The following is a 14,652-nucleotide window of genomic DNA, read 5'->3' on the forward strand; positions in this document are numbered from 1 at the left end:
TTCTCCTTCAAAGGCCCGCGGTGCGGGCGAGTTTTGCTTACACCCCTACTACCGGCGACGAGGCATGCATGGATGCATTCGCATGAATAATTTTCGAAGAAGTCTGAGAAAGTCCGCAGCCGATTTGATCATCGGAACAAACAAAGGCCCTCGTTCAGAATCATCTGAACGAGGGCCTTCAGCGGGCGGCAACCAGCGGACGACTTACCGGTAGGAGATGCTCAGCAGCAACGCCTTCAGCGCCTGTCCCTCCGCACCCGCCAGCCAGGCTTTGGCAGCCGCATCGCTGGCGAAGGGCTTCTCGATGAACTGGACCTCCGCCACGAGCACATCCTTTCCGACGCGGATGATGCCGTCCTGGGCCAGGTCGGCGCCCGACGGCGGCGCCCCGGCAGTCAGGTGCATGCGGTAGACCGAGTTGTTTTCCATCCGGTCCGCATAGAAGGAGTAGTGGGCGACGGGAGCCGGCTGCTTCTGCAGGCCCGGCACCGGCTGGGTTTCGAAGACGTCCCTGGTGACCGGGTGGGTCACGCCGTCGGCAATGTGCCCCGAGTAGATGGTGGCCTGCCTGTTGCCGTCGGCGTCGTAGACAGTCGCGGTGCCCGATACGGGGGGCGTGCTCGACCCGGTGAAGAGTTCCACCTTCCAGGTTGACGGGTATTTGAACGACACCTTGTCTCCCGGGAACGTAAAGGTGGCCAGGTCGGTGGAACCCGGCGCGGCAGTGCCGGCCCCGGCAGCACCCGACGTTGTAGGACTGGGCGCGGCAGCCCCTGACGGCTCCGCGCTGGGCGAGGCGGGTGCAGGCGTGGCGGTTGCGGCAGCCGTGGCGGTCGTTGCCGGCGCCGTGGCACCCGCGGCCGCAGCGGACGGTGTCGCATTGTTGGACGCCGACTGGGCGACTGCCCCGCAGCCGGCCAGGCTGAGGGCGGCGGCGGCCAGGGCGGCCACGACGGTGGCGTGGTGAGCAGAACGCATGATGGTGCCTTTCGTGAGGACGCCGTCAAGCTCGGCAGAGGGTGGCTCTGGCCCGCCGCGTGGGAGTGTTGATGACCCTGGAGGAGCTGTGGCGAAGTTTGGTGCCCACAGATTCGCACGCAAAAGTGGGCTCCCACTAGGGAACCGTCAATAAATCCATCGATTTGTTATAAAGGCGCCGGCAAGGTCACGGGGGTGTGGAGCCGAAGCCAACCTCGGCTCAGCGCAGCACGATGTCCACGGGGTTGGCCTCGGACCTCCATTGGCCTCCGGATCCGGGCCTGGCCCCAATCACGGGGGCGGTCAAAACGCCCGAGCGGTTGGTGCGCTTGTCCCGCAGGATCTCCGTCACGGAGCCGAGGTGCCGGGACAGGTCGATCACGTTCTCCGGGGCGGCCAGGAGCAGCTGGAAGCCGAATTCGTGCAGCGCCTTGATGCCTGCGCCGGCGAATTCCTCGGACGCCAGGACGAACGCTTCGTCCATCATCACGGTGCCGTAGGTGGTGAAGCCCTGTTCCGCGATGCCCAGCTGGTAGCTCAGCGCCGCCGCCATGATGAATGCCGTGAAGCGCTGCCGCTCACCGCCGGACATGGAGCCGGTGTCGGCGTGCATGAACACGTCGGTCCGCTTGCCGCCGCCCGACCTTCCGGCCGGCACATCCACTTCGCGGTGCTCCTTGCACTGGATGAACAGGTGGCCGCGCACATCGAGCACCTCCGCCCGCCAGCGCCGGTCCTCCGGCGCCTGCGAACCCAGCCGCTTCACGAGCGTTTCCAAGGACTTGTAGCGGTTGGTGAGCTCGGCGTCGTCGTCGGTTTCCGCTCCGGGGGCGGACTTGCCGTGGCGCGAATGCCGGGTCTTCAGCGCGTTCTGGATGGCGTCCTTGAACTGCTTGGCGGTGGCCGGGAGAGTCTGCTTGATGTCCAGTTCCAGGAAGCTGCCTTCATGGAAATTGACCTCGGAAAGAATGCCGTTGAGCGGCAGGATGCGGCTCGTGATGGAGCGGCGTTCCTCGTCCAGCAGGTGCAGCAGCGTGCTGAACGATTCGTGCGTGCGCTGGTTGAAGAACTGCCGGAACTCGGCCTCCTGCGCGGGCAGTCCGTCGCTGACAATCGCGTGGTAGCGGGCCTCGAACTCACTGGCGGCGCCGATCGAGGTGCCGTGGTCGGCCGAGATCGCCGTGCCCCATTCGCGCACGAAACCCTCGAAGATCCGGGTAAGCCGCTCGGACGTCGCCTGGCCGCGGGATTCCGCGGCGTGCAGTTCCCCCAGCAGCCGGGTTTTGACCCGGGCGGCCAGGTTGTCCAGCTCATGCATTTCCGTCACGTCGCCGAAGCCCTCGAAGTACGGCTCCAGCGCGGCGGCAGCGGAGTCCGACGGCGGCGCCTGGTTCAGGCGGGTCCGCGCCGCTTCCAGCAGCGAATCGGCAGCGGTGAGCTGGTGATCCAGCGCCTTGTACTCGCTCTGCAGCACGGCGGCCGCTTCGGTGCTGGACTGGTGCTTCTGGCGGGCCGCCTCGACGTTGGCACGCAGAGGTTCGAGGTCCGCCTGCGCCGCAAGGGCGCCCTTGAGGCGCTGCTCAATCCGGGCAAGTTCGTCCGCGGCGACCACCGCGGAGACCTGCTCCCAGGGGCGGTGGTCCTCGGCCACCCGGCGCAGCGCCTCGAGCTGCCGGGACATGCCCTGGTGGGATTCCTCCCTGCTCTGGGCGAGCTCGGCCGCCTTGGCCAGCTCCTGCTGCAGGTCGGCCACCTGTGCCGCGACGAGTTCCGTCTTGGAGGCGTTGTCGAAGCCGAGGATGTAGTCCTGGCGGCCGGCGAAGCGGTCGTCCTTCTCCACGGTGTGCCTGTTGCGCTTGACCACGCCGCCCAGGCTCAGGCCCTTGTCGAGCGTGGCAAGGTCGTCCGGATTTTCCACACACGGGTAGGCGAAGTCCAGGGCGATGCGTTCACGGATCCATTCGCCTGCCTGCGCGGAGCCGCCGTTGTTCCCGGTGGTGAGGATATCCAGCTTGGTCAGCAGATCGCCGTCGGACACGTCCTCCACAGCCAGCGCCCCGCCGGCGAGCGGCTTCGAGACATCCACGGCGCGGAGGGCACCGCGGACGGAGTGGTCGTTCAAATAGCGCGTGACGGCGGCGAAGTGCTCGCCCGGGACCAGCAGCGTGGTGGCAAGGTTGCGCAGCGCCCGCTCCGCGGCGGGCCGCCACTGTTCCTCCCCCTCGGCAAGGTCAATGAGCTCGCCCCCGAACGGCATGAGTTCCTCGGGGACGCCTGTGGCGGCCGCGATGGCAGCGCGGTTCTCAATGCTCGACGGCGGCAGCAGCGACTTGCGCGTCTTCAGGGAGACGAGCTCCTGTTCGGCCGCGGCGAGTTCACGCTTCTTGGTCGCGTGCCCGTCAAAGGCCTCGAAGCGGAGCTCCTTCAACGCCTCCGAATCGTCCCTGAGTTCCGCGGCGCGCGCGGCGGCCTGCTCGTGCGCCTGCTCCCATCCCTCGGCCGTCCAGTCCAGCTCCAGGCCGGCGTCGGCGAGCGACTGGCGGGCCGCCTCCTCCACCTGCTGGCGGAGTTTGAGGCCGACCCGGGCGTTCTCCAGCGACTGCTCGATGGAGGAGATGGCGTTGCCGCCCTGGTTGTTGTACTCAGCCTCGAGCTGGCGCAGTTCCTTGGCAAGGCCGTCACGGACAGCCCGCTCGGCGCCGAGTTCCTTGGCCTTGGCCTGCGCCAGCGCCTTGAACCGGGCGAGGGTCTTCTCGTGGATCGTGACGGCGAGCCGCTGCCGGTAGGCCTCGAACTCCTCGCCGGCGAGCTCCCGGAGCCGGTTCGCGTCCAGCAGGGACTGTGCATAGTCGCGGTTCAGCTCCGGCACCGGGGCCAGCTGGTCGCGTTGCTGCCGCACGTCCTCAAGGCGCTGCCGGATGGACATCAGGTTGCTGAATTCCTCCACGACGCCGTCCGCAGCGGCCAGCGTCGCCGGCGCATCCAGCACCTGGTCCCGGAAGAACGTGTTGACGCTGCCGCCCAGGCCCTTGCCGGCCTGGATCACGCGGAGCAGCGGCAATGCCTGGTCCGAGTTGATGCCCAGCAGGCGGCGGAACCGCTCGGCGAAGGCCTTGTGGACATCGAAGACCTGCGCGTCCGGGAAGATGCCTTCAAGGGCTGCCTTGGTGAAACGCTTCTCGGCGATGCCCTCGATCGCGGCAAGGTCCAGGGGCTCGTTGTCGATCAGGTAGTACCGCCCGACGCTGGACTCCGTGCCGTTCTTCGGCAGGTCGAACAGCGCGGACACCGTCACTTTGGTGCCCGCCGCGTTGTCGAACGTCAGGGCGACGGCGGACCACGTGGCACCGGGGCGCTGGAAGGCACTGGCAGAGCCCTCGCCCACGGCCTTGTCGCCGACCTTGCCGCGCATGTACGTGAACGTGGTCCTCTTGTCCTCCACCGACCCGCCGGAGCGCTGGGCAGCGGCTTCGTTGGAGCGCGGACGGGCATCAAATACCCGCAGCATGGCATCGAACAGCGTCGACTTGCCGACCCCCGAGTTGCCGGTCAGCAGCGTGCCGTTGCGGTCCACGTGCATCGTGTGGGCGCCGTGGAACGTGCCCCAGTTGACCACCTGCACCATGGCCAGGCGCATCTGGCCCGGGTTGGTGAGTTCGCCCATCGGCAGCATGGTTGCGATGCTCACTTGGCTTCCTCCATCTCGCTGGTCAAGCCTGTCGAGACCCGAGGTGCTTCAGCTGTGGTCACCTTTGACTCCGCAGCCGATGCTGCGTCGTTGGGAACGTCACCTTCGGCGTCGTCGTCCTCCTCCGCGGAACTGTCGCCGTCGAGCTCTATCAGTGCTTCGGTGCCCGTCGGGTCTGCTGTCGCCGCCATCAGGGCTTCGATCTGGGCCGGGATGTCGCCGATGTTTTCGAACGGGAGGGCCAGCGGGAGGGCGTTGGAGATCGTGTAGACGTCGTCCAGGCCGGTGGTGAGCAGGAGTTGGCGCGCGAGGAGCTTGGTGATCGCCCGGTTAACGACGTCCGAGTCGCGGAGGGCGTCCTGCTGGCCCGCCGGCTGGTAGTGCGCCACGAGTTCGGCGATTTCTTCACGCGTGATCGTGGGGTCGGTCTGGGCGGTGACGTGGCGGTCCAGGAGCAGCCGGAGGCGGAGCAGCACGATGGTTTCCACCCGGCTGAGGGCACGCTGCTGGCGCAGGATGCTGGAGCGGGTGCTGCCGCCGATGGCCTCGGGGTCGACAGGCCGCAGGACGGCGATCTTGCGCTCGTGGTCCAGCTCCAGGGTGAGGAACAGTTCGGAGAGCCTGCTGCGGAGGATGATCTGGTTGTCCAGCAGTGTGGTCCACAGCTTTTCGTCGCGGCCGCCGTCGACGTATGGGCCTTTCAGCAGCTTCACGAGCGCCTGGCGCACCCTCATGGCGAGCACGCCGGTGTCGCCGGGGAACAGTGCCGCGCCGTCGACGAAGGTGTCCCGCGGGCGGACTGAAAAGGGGTCCGTCCGGGTTTCGACTGGCTGTTCCAGCGGGGTCTCGACAGGCTCGACCACGGGGGCGGGCTCGACCACGGGGGCAGGCTCGACCAGCGGGGTTTTTTCAGTCATCGGAATCCTTCGTGAGGGTGACCACCGGCAGGTAGGCCTTGCGTGTGGTGCCGTCAATCTGTTCAAACTCGACGGCGTCCCAGGCTGCCCGGTCGAAGCCGGCGCCGTCGTGGAGGGCATGGGACAGCAGTGCGCGGATGGAGTTGATGTGCCGTTCCCCGGGAGGCAGCTGCTCCCAGGCTTCGGTAAGGGAAGCGGCACCCGCCATGGCTGCGCGGATGGCCTCCGGGCGTGCCTTGCCGGTGCGCGGCGAGCGCACGCGGTCGGAGTCGCTGAACGCGATCGGGTCCGCAAGCTTCGGCGGGGCCGCGAATTCGTCGGGATCGAACAGCTTTACCATGGCCAGGGATTCGAAGCCTGCGTTGAAGAGCTCCGGGCCGGGGACAAGGCCTGGCCGCTCCCGTTCGTACGGCAGGGACCGGATGGCCTGTTCGGCCTCGCGCAGCACCTTGCGGAGCCGGACGGACTGGCGGAAGTCATCGCTCTGGACGTAGGTGTTCAGGCTCTCGCTGAGCTTGCCGTAGATGCGCTGGATCTCGCTGTGCTGCTGGCGGAGCTCGGCCACGAGGTTCTTCAGCGTTTCGCGGTCCTCCGCTGAAAGGTCGTCCGCGAACTGCCGGCTGAGCACCTCGCCGATCGCCGAGCGGAAGCGAAGCTGCTGCTGCGGGTCTTCGAGGAAGGCCGTGAAGGAACGGAAGGTCCTGCCCTCCGGGCTTTGCCGCAGCCGTTTGTCCGCTTCCAGCACCTGGGCCATGGTGGCGCCCTTGGTCAGCGATTCCTCGATGATCTGGTTGCGCAGCTCACCCACAAGCTCTTCAATGCGGTCACGCATCTTCTTGTAGTCGGCCGGAAGGCTGGCCGCGAGGTCCAGGATGTTCCCGGCGGCTTCCACGGCTTCATCGTCATCGAGCAGTCCGTCAAAGTCCCCGGAACTGATGTCGTGGATGAGCTGTTGGCGCTCCTCGATCTCCTCTTCCAACGACTCCAGCCGTGCGCTCTGGTCCGGGTTGGTTTCGTTGGCGAGTTTCTCGACGTCGCCCAGCAGCGTGCCAAGCCGGGAACCGTTCAGCGTGGAGCGTTCGCTGGAAAGACTGTCCAGGAACGCCAGCACGCGGGCGGCCGGTTCGGTGACTTCGTAGACGATCTGGCCGGACTGGTTCCGTCGCGTCAGGAACTGCTTGCGCGTCCATTCATCGCCAAAGGACTTTCCGTTGGCCGAACCCCCCAGCCCCGGCTCCTGGCGGCGGAGCTGTTCAAGGAAAGAGTCGACGTCGGCATGGAACTCTTCAAGCGGAAGCTGCGGCCGGGTGCGGGTGAAGGACGCCTGCAGCACCGCAATCACCCAGGGGGCGGAGCGCGTGAGCGCCCAGGCGGGCCCCTTGGTCAGGAGCTCGAGGTCCCGAAGCCGTGCGCTGATGGCGTCAGCGGAGGACGCGGCGGACCGGGGCACACACTCTCCTTAGTTGCGACGGGAATGGTTTGGGCAGCGGGAAACCCGAAAACTGCCAAGTACAAGGTTAACGCAGCGCCCTCTTTCCGGCGGCGCCGGCTCCGCGTTGCCCAAGGGTTGCCTGCCGGACAACGGAACCTGTGTGACTGGTGTGGTTATTGAGACACGGCCGTGACCTACGGAGCAGTATGATTTCGATCCCGTATCAACCGGCCCGACCCGCTGAAAAGCTGTGGATGGACCCGGCTCCGCACCCTAGGCTCGTGCTACTGATCCAACCGCAGCAACGGCGCAGGGGGAAGCATGCAGTTTGACCTAAGTGCAGTGGAGAACGCCACCCTGGTGTTCATCGGAACGCTGGTTTTTGCCTTGGCACTGGTTCTGTTCGTGGCGGTGGCGGCGATGGCCGCCCTCGTCCTGGTGGGCGTCGGACGGCTGGCGTGGCTGGTCGTCGCGGGCACGCTGCTGGGCCTGGTGCACGGCCTCAACCACCTGTGGGATCGGCTGGTCCACCACGCGTCAACGGTCGAGCTACCGGGTGATTTTGCAGGACAGCCCTCCCCTAGCACGGGTACTTACCCGCGGGTAGCATTGAGGGACAGCTGAAGGGTCCCCCACCCACGGCGGACCCAGGGCTTGAGCCGGTCACCGGTTAGAGGAGATGCCCCGTGAGCTCCGCCACTGAGAGTCCCGCCACTGACAGTTCAGCAACGGAAAGTCAGGGCGACCTGCCGCAGGCCGGCGCAGTCCCGCCCATCGACAGCCTGGAGTCCGAAACCCCGATAGCGGCCGAGAAAATCGGAGCCGGCGCATCCGCCGAGGATGCCAGGGCCGTCGCCGAGGCGGCCCGCGAAACCGCGTGGGAGCAGCCGAGCTTCGCCAAAGGCCTGTACCTTGGCAGCTTCGACCTCAGCCTCATCCATCCGTGGCCGGCAGCCAAAGCCGATGACGTGGAGCGCGGCGAGGCCTTCATGGAGCAACTCACGGCGCTGTGCCGGACCATGTCCGGCCGGGTGATTGAGCGCGACGCCAAAATACCGGACGAGTACCTCAAGGCGCTGGCTGACCTCGGCGTGTTCGGCATGAAAATCCCGCAGGAGTACGGCGGACTGGGGCTGTCGCTGGTGTACTACGGCCGGGCGCTGGGACTGCTGGGCTCGGTGCACCCCAGCCTGGGCGCGCTGCTCTCCGCCCACCAGTCCATCGGCGTGCCCGAGCCGGTGAAGGTGTTTGGCACTGCTGAACAGAAACGGGAGTACCTGCCGCGCTGTGCCGCCGGCGCCATTACCGCCTTCCTCCTCACCGAACCCGACGTCGGCAGTGACCCCGCCCGGATGGGCAGCACCGCTGTCCCCACGGACGACGGCGAGGCGTACATTCTGGACGGCGTGAAACTCTGGACCACCAACGGCGTGATCGCCGAGCTTGTGGTGGTGATGGCCGTGGTGCCGCGGCACACCGGTTCCGACGGCACCGTCCACAAGGGCGGCATCACCGCCTTTGTGGTCGAGATGGACTCGCCGGGCATCACCGTGGAAAACAGGAATGCCTTCATGGGCCTGCGCGGCATCGAAAACGGCGTCACCCGCTTCCACCAGGTCAGGGTTCCGGCGGCCAACAGGCTGGGCCGCGAGGGCCAGGGCCTGAAGATCGCGCTCACCACGCTCAATACCGGACGGCTGTCCCTTCCGGCCCTGTGCGTCGCCACGGGGCGCTGGAGTTTGAAGATCGCCCGCGAATGGTCCAACGCGCGAACCCAGTGGGGGCGGCCGGTGGGCAAACATGAGGCCGTGGGCAAGAAGATCGCCTTCATTGCCGCCACGGCGTTCGCCCTGGATGCTGTCTTTGAACTGTCCGCCGAGATGGCCGACGCCGGGCAGAAGGACATCCGCATCGAGGCCGCCCTCGCCAAGCTGTGGTCCACGGAAATCAGCTACCGGATAGCCGACGAGCTGGTGCAGATCCGCGGCGGCCGGGGTTTCGAAACCGCCGATTCGCTGGAGGCCCGCGGCGAGCGGGCCGTGCCCGCGGAGCAGCAACTGCGTGACCTGCGCATCAACAGGATCTTCGAGGGGTCATCGGAGATCATGAAGCTGCTGATCGCCCGCGAGGCCGTGGACGCCCATTTGGCCGCCGCCGGGGCCCTCGCGTCCGCGGACGCCAGTCTGTCGGACAAAGCGAGGGCCGCCGTCGGGGCCTCCGGCTTCTATGCGAAGTGGCTGCCCAAACTGGTGGCGGGCGCCGGCATGGACCCCCGGTCCTACGGCGAGTTCGGCCGGCTCGCCAAGCAGCTGCGCTTCGTGGAACGGTCCTCACGGCGGCTGGCCCGCCAGACGTTCTACGGCATGGGGCGCTGGCAGGCAGGGCTCGAGCACAAGCAGGCCTTCCTGGGACGGATCGTGGACATCGGCGCCGAGCTCTTCGCCATGGCCGCGTGCTGCTCCCGGGCGGAGATGCTGCTTCGCACGGCTCCCGAGCGGGGCGCCACGGCGTTCGAGCTCGCCGAAGCCTATTGCGAGCAGGCCCGCGTCCGGGTGGACGAATACTTTGACCAGTTGTGGCGGAACACCGACGACGGCGACCGCGACCTTTCGCGCAAGGTCCTCGCCGGGGATTACGTGTGGCTTGAGGCCGGCGTGCTGGACCAGTCCGAAGGCACCGGGCCATGGATTGCCGACGCCTCGCCCCAAGCGTCCGTCAAGGAAGACCTGCACCGGAAATACCGCTGACCAGCGAAGGAGTAGGGCCGGCCGCGGGGAGAGCGGCACGAAAACCTAAATAGTAAGCATTCTTGCTACGGGGGATTGAACGGAGTTAGCTAGAAGTGAGGCCAGCGCCTTGGCCTCGGCATTGCGATGCCCGGCTTAGACCCTGAGCCTGGTCCGTTCAATGAAAGTGAGACGTTCGATGAGCAGCCCAATCGGTTCCGAGGACAGACGCCCCCGGCATACCCAGTCCGGGCGCAGGCCCGACGACACTCCGGTCTACGACGCCACCCAGTCGCGTGAAGGGGATACGCGGAACATGGACGCCGGCGCACGGGACACTGACACAAGCACCAGGGCCATGACCACTCAGGCCCCCTACGCCGAGCGGGAGTATGCTCCGACCCCGGAGGACGACGACGCGCGGCAGCACTCCGACCCCAACCTCGCCTCAAGGGAGACGGCTATCGCCCGTGAGAAGGAGGCCTTCGGCGGGGTCAAAGTAGGCTCGGCGTTCTTCGGCTGGCTGGCCGCCACAGGCATGGCCGTATTGCTGACTGCCCTCGTGGCGGCAGCCGGAACGGCCGTGGGCCTCGCCACCAATCCCGACGTCAACGCCGCCATCGGCCAGGCGGCGTCGAACGAGACGGTGGGCCTTGTGGGCATCATCGTGCTGCTCGTGATCCTCTTCGTTTCGTATTACAGCGGCGGCTACGTGGCCGGGCGCATGGCCCGGTTTAACGGCGCCAAGCAGGGCATGATGGTGTGGATCTGGGCGCTCATCGCCGCCATTATCATCGCTGTCCTGGGGATGATCGCCGGTGAACGGTTCAATATCCTGGCCCAGCTGAACAGTTTCCCCCGGATTCCCGTGAACGAAGGCCAGCTGACCACCACCAGCATCATCGCCGCCGTCGTGGTCGCGGCGGTGGCCCTGGTGGGCGCCGTCGTCGGCGGCATGGCGGGCATGCGGTTCCACCGCAAGGTGGACCGCGCTGGGTTCACGCCGACGGCCGACTACGAGGAGCGCTAGGAGCCGCCGCCGGGGCGGTGTCCCGCGCGCCGCGCCTTCCAGGGCCGCGGCGGGCCCCGCTACGCCTGGTGAAGGACGACGGCGTCAAGGTAGTACCAGCGGCGGTCCACCCTGAGGAAACGGCTGGTTTCGTGATGGACGCCCCGCTCGCCGTCCTGCCTGAAGTGTGCCCTGAACTCCACGGTCCCCTGGTTGTCCAAGGGGCCGCCGCGGCTCGTGGACACGATGTCCAGCCGCCGCCACTCGAGCCCGGGATCAAGGTCCAGCTCGGAGGGCCTGGTGTCCGGGTGCCACGTTTTCAGCAGGTAGCCTGCATCCAGGAGGACGAAGGCGCTGTACCGGGACCGCATGAGCTGTTCAGCCGTCGCGGCGTCCGCGGCTCCGCTGTGGAAGCGGCCGCAGCAGTCTGCGTACTGCTCGCCCGAGAGGCACGGACAGTTGCCGGAATAGGTCTGGGACTGGCTCACGGAATTCCCTGAAATTGTGGAGGTAAATTGCTGTTTCCGACTATATGCCCTAGTCGGCCGGCCCGTCCGGTAACAGGTTCGAAACGACACCCGCCGGGCCTTGCCATGCGGGCACGTCGGCAGTAAATAGTCCGTAAGGTGGTAAGGGCTGTTGCACGTAGGCAATGCCGCGGAATGCGGCAGCGGCGAGTTGGTAGGAGGGTGACGTGGAAGATCCGACAACGGTTGCACTGAACCTGACCTTTTTCGGCACGGTGTTCGTGGCCTTTCTCATGTCGCTGGGGCTGTCCATTGCCTTCATCGCGATGCTGGTCATCGCCGGCGTGGGCCGCCTGCTCGTGCTGATCGTGATGGCCCTGTTCGGCTGGTTCCCCAAGAACGACACCGTCGAAGTTGTGCGGCTGTCGGTCGGCCCCCAGCAGGAGGCTGCCCCGTCGGCAGCAGCCCGCCCCGGCACAGCACCTCCCGGCCAGGACCGCGCTGCCAAGTCGCGCCCCACGAAAGCGGCGAAACCGCTGCCCGCGAAGACGGCGAAGGAACGACCAGCGAAGGAACCCCGCGCCCCGCGCCCGGTACGGGCGCCGCGTCCTCCTGTGGACTGGAAGACACTGATGACCCGCGCCGGCATGCAAAGGGCGCTCCGCGCCGCCGTCGACCATCACCCGCTGCTGACAGCGGCACGCCCGGTGCCGCCTGTGCTGGCAAAGGATTGGGCGGAGGCGGTTGCCGCTGCGGATGCACGGGCCGTGGCCCGGGCACGGGCGACTCATCCGGTGCTCGAAATCCCGGTCCCGGACTCCCCCATCACCGACGTCGGAGAAGTGGTGAAGGTGGCACCGCTCGTGGAATCAGCGCTGCACGGCGGCGAACGCGGCCCCCTCACGAAGGTTCCGCCCCGGCCGTCGCGCGCCCCCGGAGCTGGCACGGCCAAGGGAGCCGGGAGTCCACAGCCGGTCCAGCCGGTCCAGGCGGTCCAGTCATCGCTCGCCACATCTGCCCAGCCGCCGCGCCCGGCCAAGAAGCCCGGCAGCGCCGGCCATATGGCCGTTCTGGACACAGGGTCCATGGTCTCGCTCGCGCAGCACACGGAAAACCGCGTCCGGTCCTAAGCGGAAGACTCTGCAGATCCTGCCCGGGCATCCCTTACCCTGAGCAACCATCTCCGCTAGCGTGAAACCCATGGACTTCAGATACCTCGGAAACAGCGGCTTCAAGATTTCGGAAATCACGTTTGGCAACTGGCTGACACACGGCTCCCAAGTGGAGAACGACGTCGCCACCCAGTGCGTGCGGGCAGCGCTTGATGCCGGCATCAGCACCTTCGACACCGCCGATGTCTACGCCAACACGGCCGCCGAGACGCTCCTGGGTGAAGCGCTGAAGGGCGAACGGCGCCAGTCGATCGAGATCTTCACGAAGGTCTTCGGCCCCACGGGCCCCAAGGGCAAGAACGACGTCGGACTGTCCCGCAAACACATCTTGGAATCCATCGACGGCTCGCTCAGCAGGCTGCAGACGGACTATGTGGACCTGTACCAGGCGCACCGCTACGACTATGAAACGCCGCTGGAAGAGACCATGCAGGCGTTCGCGGACATCGTGCGGCAGGGCAAGGCGCTGTACATCGGTGTCAGCGAATGGACTGCGGAGCAGCTGCGGAACGGGCACGCGCTGGCGAAGGACCTGGGATTCCAGCTGATCTCCAACCAGCCCCAGTACTCGATGCTGTGGCGCGTTATCGAAGAAGAGGTGGTCCCGGCGTCGGAGGAGCTGGGTGTCTCCCAGATCGTGTGGTCCCCCATGGCGCAGGGGGTGCTGAGCGGCAAGTACCTGCCCGGCCAGCCGCTGCCGGAAGGCAGCCGTGCGACCGATGACAAGGGCGGCGCCAGGATGATCCAGCGCTGGATGCGCGACGACGTGCTGGCCGCCGTGCAGGAACTGCGGCCGGTCGCCGAGGAAGCCGGCCTGACCATGCCGCAGCTCGCCGTGGCATGGGTGCTGCAAAACCCCAACGTGGCGTCGGCCATTGTCGGGGCCTCGCGTCCGGAGCAGATCGCCGACGCTGCGGCGGCGTCCGGAGTCACACTCGAGCCGGAGATCATGAAGAGGATCGACGGCGCGGTGGGCTCCCTCGCCGAGCGTGACCCTGCCCAGACCAAGTCCCCGGCAACGCGCGAGGCGTAGACGCGAGGCGTAAGAACAGGCGGGCAGAAAATGCATTGACGACTTTGCGGGCTCGGCGTAAACCTGTCAAAAGGGGATCCGCCCGCCCGCAGAACCGAGCAGAATCGCAAATGCCATGTCCAAGGTGATCTACAGGCGCCGCAAGTCCGTCCGGCCCGCGCCACATCCGGAGGAACCCACCTACGGTCCGCTGACCAGCCAGGAGTTGCAACTCGCTGTTCGGAACCACTCGATGCCGCTGGAGGTGCTCCGTGAGGATGTCACCCCGCCCGGACTGCACTATGTCCTGACGCACTTCGACATCCCGCACGTGGATACGGCGGCGTGGCACGTGCGGATCGGCGGTGCGGTGGAGCGGGCCATGGAACTGGGGCTTGCCGCCCTGAAGAGGGATCCGGCGATCAGCGTGCCGGTCACGCTCGAATGTGCCGGCAACGGCCGATCGCTCCTGAGGCCGAGGCCGCTGAGCCAGCCCTGGACCCTCGAAGGGGTGGGCACGGCCGTGTGGACGGGTGTTCCGCTGGCCTACCTGCTGGGACAGGCGGGGATTGATCCGGAGGCCACCGAGGTAGTGTTCACCGGTCTGGATGAAGGAATCCAGGGCGGCGTCCGCCACCACTACGCACGCAGCCTGCCCATCGCGGAGGCCCTGCGCGCCGACGTAGTGCTGGCCTACAAGATGAACGGCGCGGACCTGCCCCCGCAGCACGGCTACCCGCTGCGGCTGGTGGTTCCCGGCTGGTACGGCATGGCCAGCGTCAAGTGGCTGCAGTCCATCCAGGTGGTGGCTTCGCCGTTCCAGGGCTTCCAGCAGTCGGTCGCGTACCGCTACCAGCACACCGCGGAGGACGCCGGCACTCCGGTGACGCGGATCAGGGTCCGTTCCCTGATGGTTCCGCCGGGCATCCCGGACTTCTTCACGCGCCGGCGGCACTTGCCGCGGGGCCCGGTGCTGCTGCGCGGCCGCGCCTGGTCCGGCGAGGGCCCAGTGACGGGCGTTGAGGTCGGCATTGACGGCCACTGGGCACCCGCACAGCTGGATAAACCGGCCGGCCCCTTTGCGTGGCGCGGCTGGAGCCTGCCCTGGGTGGCAGACCCGGGCGACCACGAGCTGGTATGCCGCGCAAGGGATGCCACGGGCGCCATCCAGCCGCTCGAACAGCATTGGAACTACCAGGGCATGGGCAACAACGTGGCCCAGTGCGTCCGGGTCACCGTCGAATAGGCCGT

At 67.1% G+C, this 14,652-nt stretch carries 11 protein-coding genes; 6 read left to right on the forward strand and 5 right to left on the reverse strand.

Annotated features, from left to right (window positions below; all coding sequences use genetic code 11):
- Positions 1-204: 204 nt before the first annotated feature.
- The 4 genes from JYA52_RS02810 to JYA52_RS02825 form a co-directional block, all read right to left on the reverse strand.
- On the reverse strand, positions 205-978 hold the full coding sequence (locus JYA52_RS02810; RefSeq protein ID WP_205651630.1) for a hypothetical protein: 774 nt from the start codon (positions 976-978) through the stop codon (positions 205-207).
- Between the two features lie 220 nt (positions 979-1,198).
- Positions 1,199-4,666 (reverse strand): ATP-binding protein, encoded by a 3,468-nt coding sequence (locus JYA52_RS02815; protein WP_205651631.1) that lies wholly within the window; start codon positions 4,664-4,666, stop codon positions 1,199-1,201.
- The gene (locus JYA52_RS02820; protein WP_205651632.1) at positions 4,663-5,583 is read right to left on the reverse strand and encodes a DUF4194 domain-containing protein; all 921 of its coding nucleotides are present in this window, start codon (positions 5,581-5,583) and stop codon (positions 4,663-4,665) included. The genes JYA52_RS02815 and JYA52_RS02820 overlap by 4 nt, the downstream gene beginning before the upstream one ends.
- Positions 5,576-7,033, reverse strand: a complete 1,458-nt coding sequence (locus JYA52_RS02825) for a DUF3375 family protein (protein ID WP_205651633.1) — start codon at positions 7,031-7,033, stop codon at positions 5,576-5,578. Before JYA52_RS02825 ends, JYA52_RS02820 begins: the two co-directional genes overlap by 8 nt.
- 303 nt (positions 7,034-7,336) lie before the next feature.
- On the opposite strand from JYA52_RS02825, the gene JYA52_RS02830 reads away from it, so the two are divergent.
- The 3 genes from JYA52_RS02830 (at position 7,337) to JYA52_RS02840 (ending at position 10,771) form a co-directional block, all read left to right on the forward strand.
- Positions 7,337-7,639, forward strand: a complete 303-nt coding sequence (locus tag JYA52_RS02830; RefSeq protein ID WP_205651634.1) for a hypothetical protein — start codon at positions 7,337-7,339, stop codon at positions 7,637-7,639.
- Between the two features lie 62 nt (positions 7,640-7,701).
- Entirely contained in the window at positions 7,702-9,762 is a 2,061-nt protein-coding gene (locus JYA52_RS02835; RefSeq protein WP_205651635.1) for an acyl-CoA dehydrogenase family protein, read from the forward strand.
- Between the two features lie 178 nt (positions 9,763-9,940).
- Positions 9,941-10,771 carry a hypothetical protein gene (locus JYA52_RS02840; RefSeq protein ID WP_205651636.1) on the forward strand — a complete coding sequence of 277 codons (831 nt, stop codon included), beginning with the start codon at positions 9,941-9,943 and terminating at the stop codon, positions 10,769-10,771.
- A gap of 59 nt (positions 10,772-10,830) precedes the next feature.
- Here JYA52_RS02840 and JYA52_RS02845 read toward each other — a convergent pair whose 3' ends face one another.
- A complete protein-coding gene (locus JYA52_RS02845; RefSeq protein ID WP_205651637.1) occupies positions 10,831-11,238 on the reverse strand; it encodes a YchJ family protein in 408 nt (135 codons plus the stop codon).
- A 206-nt stretch (positions 11,239-11,444) separates the two neighbouring features.
- Between JYA52_RS02845 and JYA52_RS02850 the strand changes: the two genes are divergently transcribed.
- The 3 genes from JYA52_RS02850 (at position 11,445) to JYA52_RS02860 (ending at position 14,647) form a co-directional block, all read left to right on the forward strand.
- Positions 11,445-12,347 (forward strand): hypothetical protein, encoded by a 903-nt coding sequence (locus JYA52_RS02850; RefSeq protein WP_205651638.1) that lies wholly within the window; start codon positions 11,445-11,447, stop codon positions 12,345-12,347.
- A gap of 70 nt (positions 12,348-12,417) precedes the next feature.
- The gene (locus JYA52_RS02855) at positions 12,418-13,422 is read left to right on the forward strand and encodes an aldo/keto reductase family protein (RefSeq protein WP_205651639.1); all 1,005 of its coding nucleotides are present in this window, start codon (positions 12,418-12,420) and stop codon (positions 13,420-13,422) included.
- 115 nt (positions 13,423-13,537) lie between these two features.
- Positions 13,538-14,647: a sulfite oxidase gene (locus JYA52_RS02860; protein WP_205651640.1), complete on the forward strand. Its 1,110-nt coding sequence runs from the start codon at positions 13,538-13,540 to the stop codon at positions 14,645-14,647.
- Positions 14,648-14,652: the final 5 nt, after the last annotated feature.

The sequence above is a fragment of the Arthrobacter pascens genome (genome assembly GCF_017052465.1).
Taxonomy (GTDB): domain Bacteria; phylum Actinomycetota; class Actinomycetes; order Actinomycetales; family Micrococcaceae; genus Arthrobacter; species Arthrobacter pascens.

Excerpts from the sequence above, each read along its gene's own strand:
- JYA52_RS02840 (WP_205651636.1), top strand. The coding sequence starts at position 9,941 with ATGAGCAGCCCAATCGGTTCCGAGGACAGACGCCCCCGGCATACCCAG.
- JYA52_RS02820 (WP_205651632.1), bottom strand. The coding sequence starts at position 5,583 with ATGACTGAAAAAACCCCGCTGGTCGAGCCTGCCCCCGTGGTCGAGCCC.
- JYA52_RS02810 (WP_205651630.1), bottom strand. The coding sequence starts at position 978 with ATGCGTTCTGCTCACCACGCCACCGTCGTGGCCGCCCTGGCCGCCGCC.
- JYA52_RS02860 (WP_205651640.1), top strand. The coding sequence starts at position 13,538 with ATGTCCAAGGTGATCTACAGGCGCCGCAAGTCCGTCCGGCCCGCGCCA.
- JYA52_RS02855 (WP_205651639.1), top strand. The coding sequence starts at position 12,418 with ATGGACTTCAGATACCTCGGAAACAGCGGCTTCAAGATTTCGGAAATC.
- JYA52_RS02830 (WP_205651634.1), top strand. The coding sequence starts at position 7,337 with ATGCAGTTTGACCTAAGTGCAGTGGAGAACGCCACCCTGGTGTTCATC.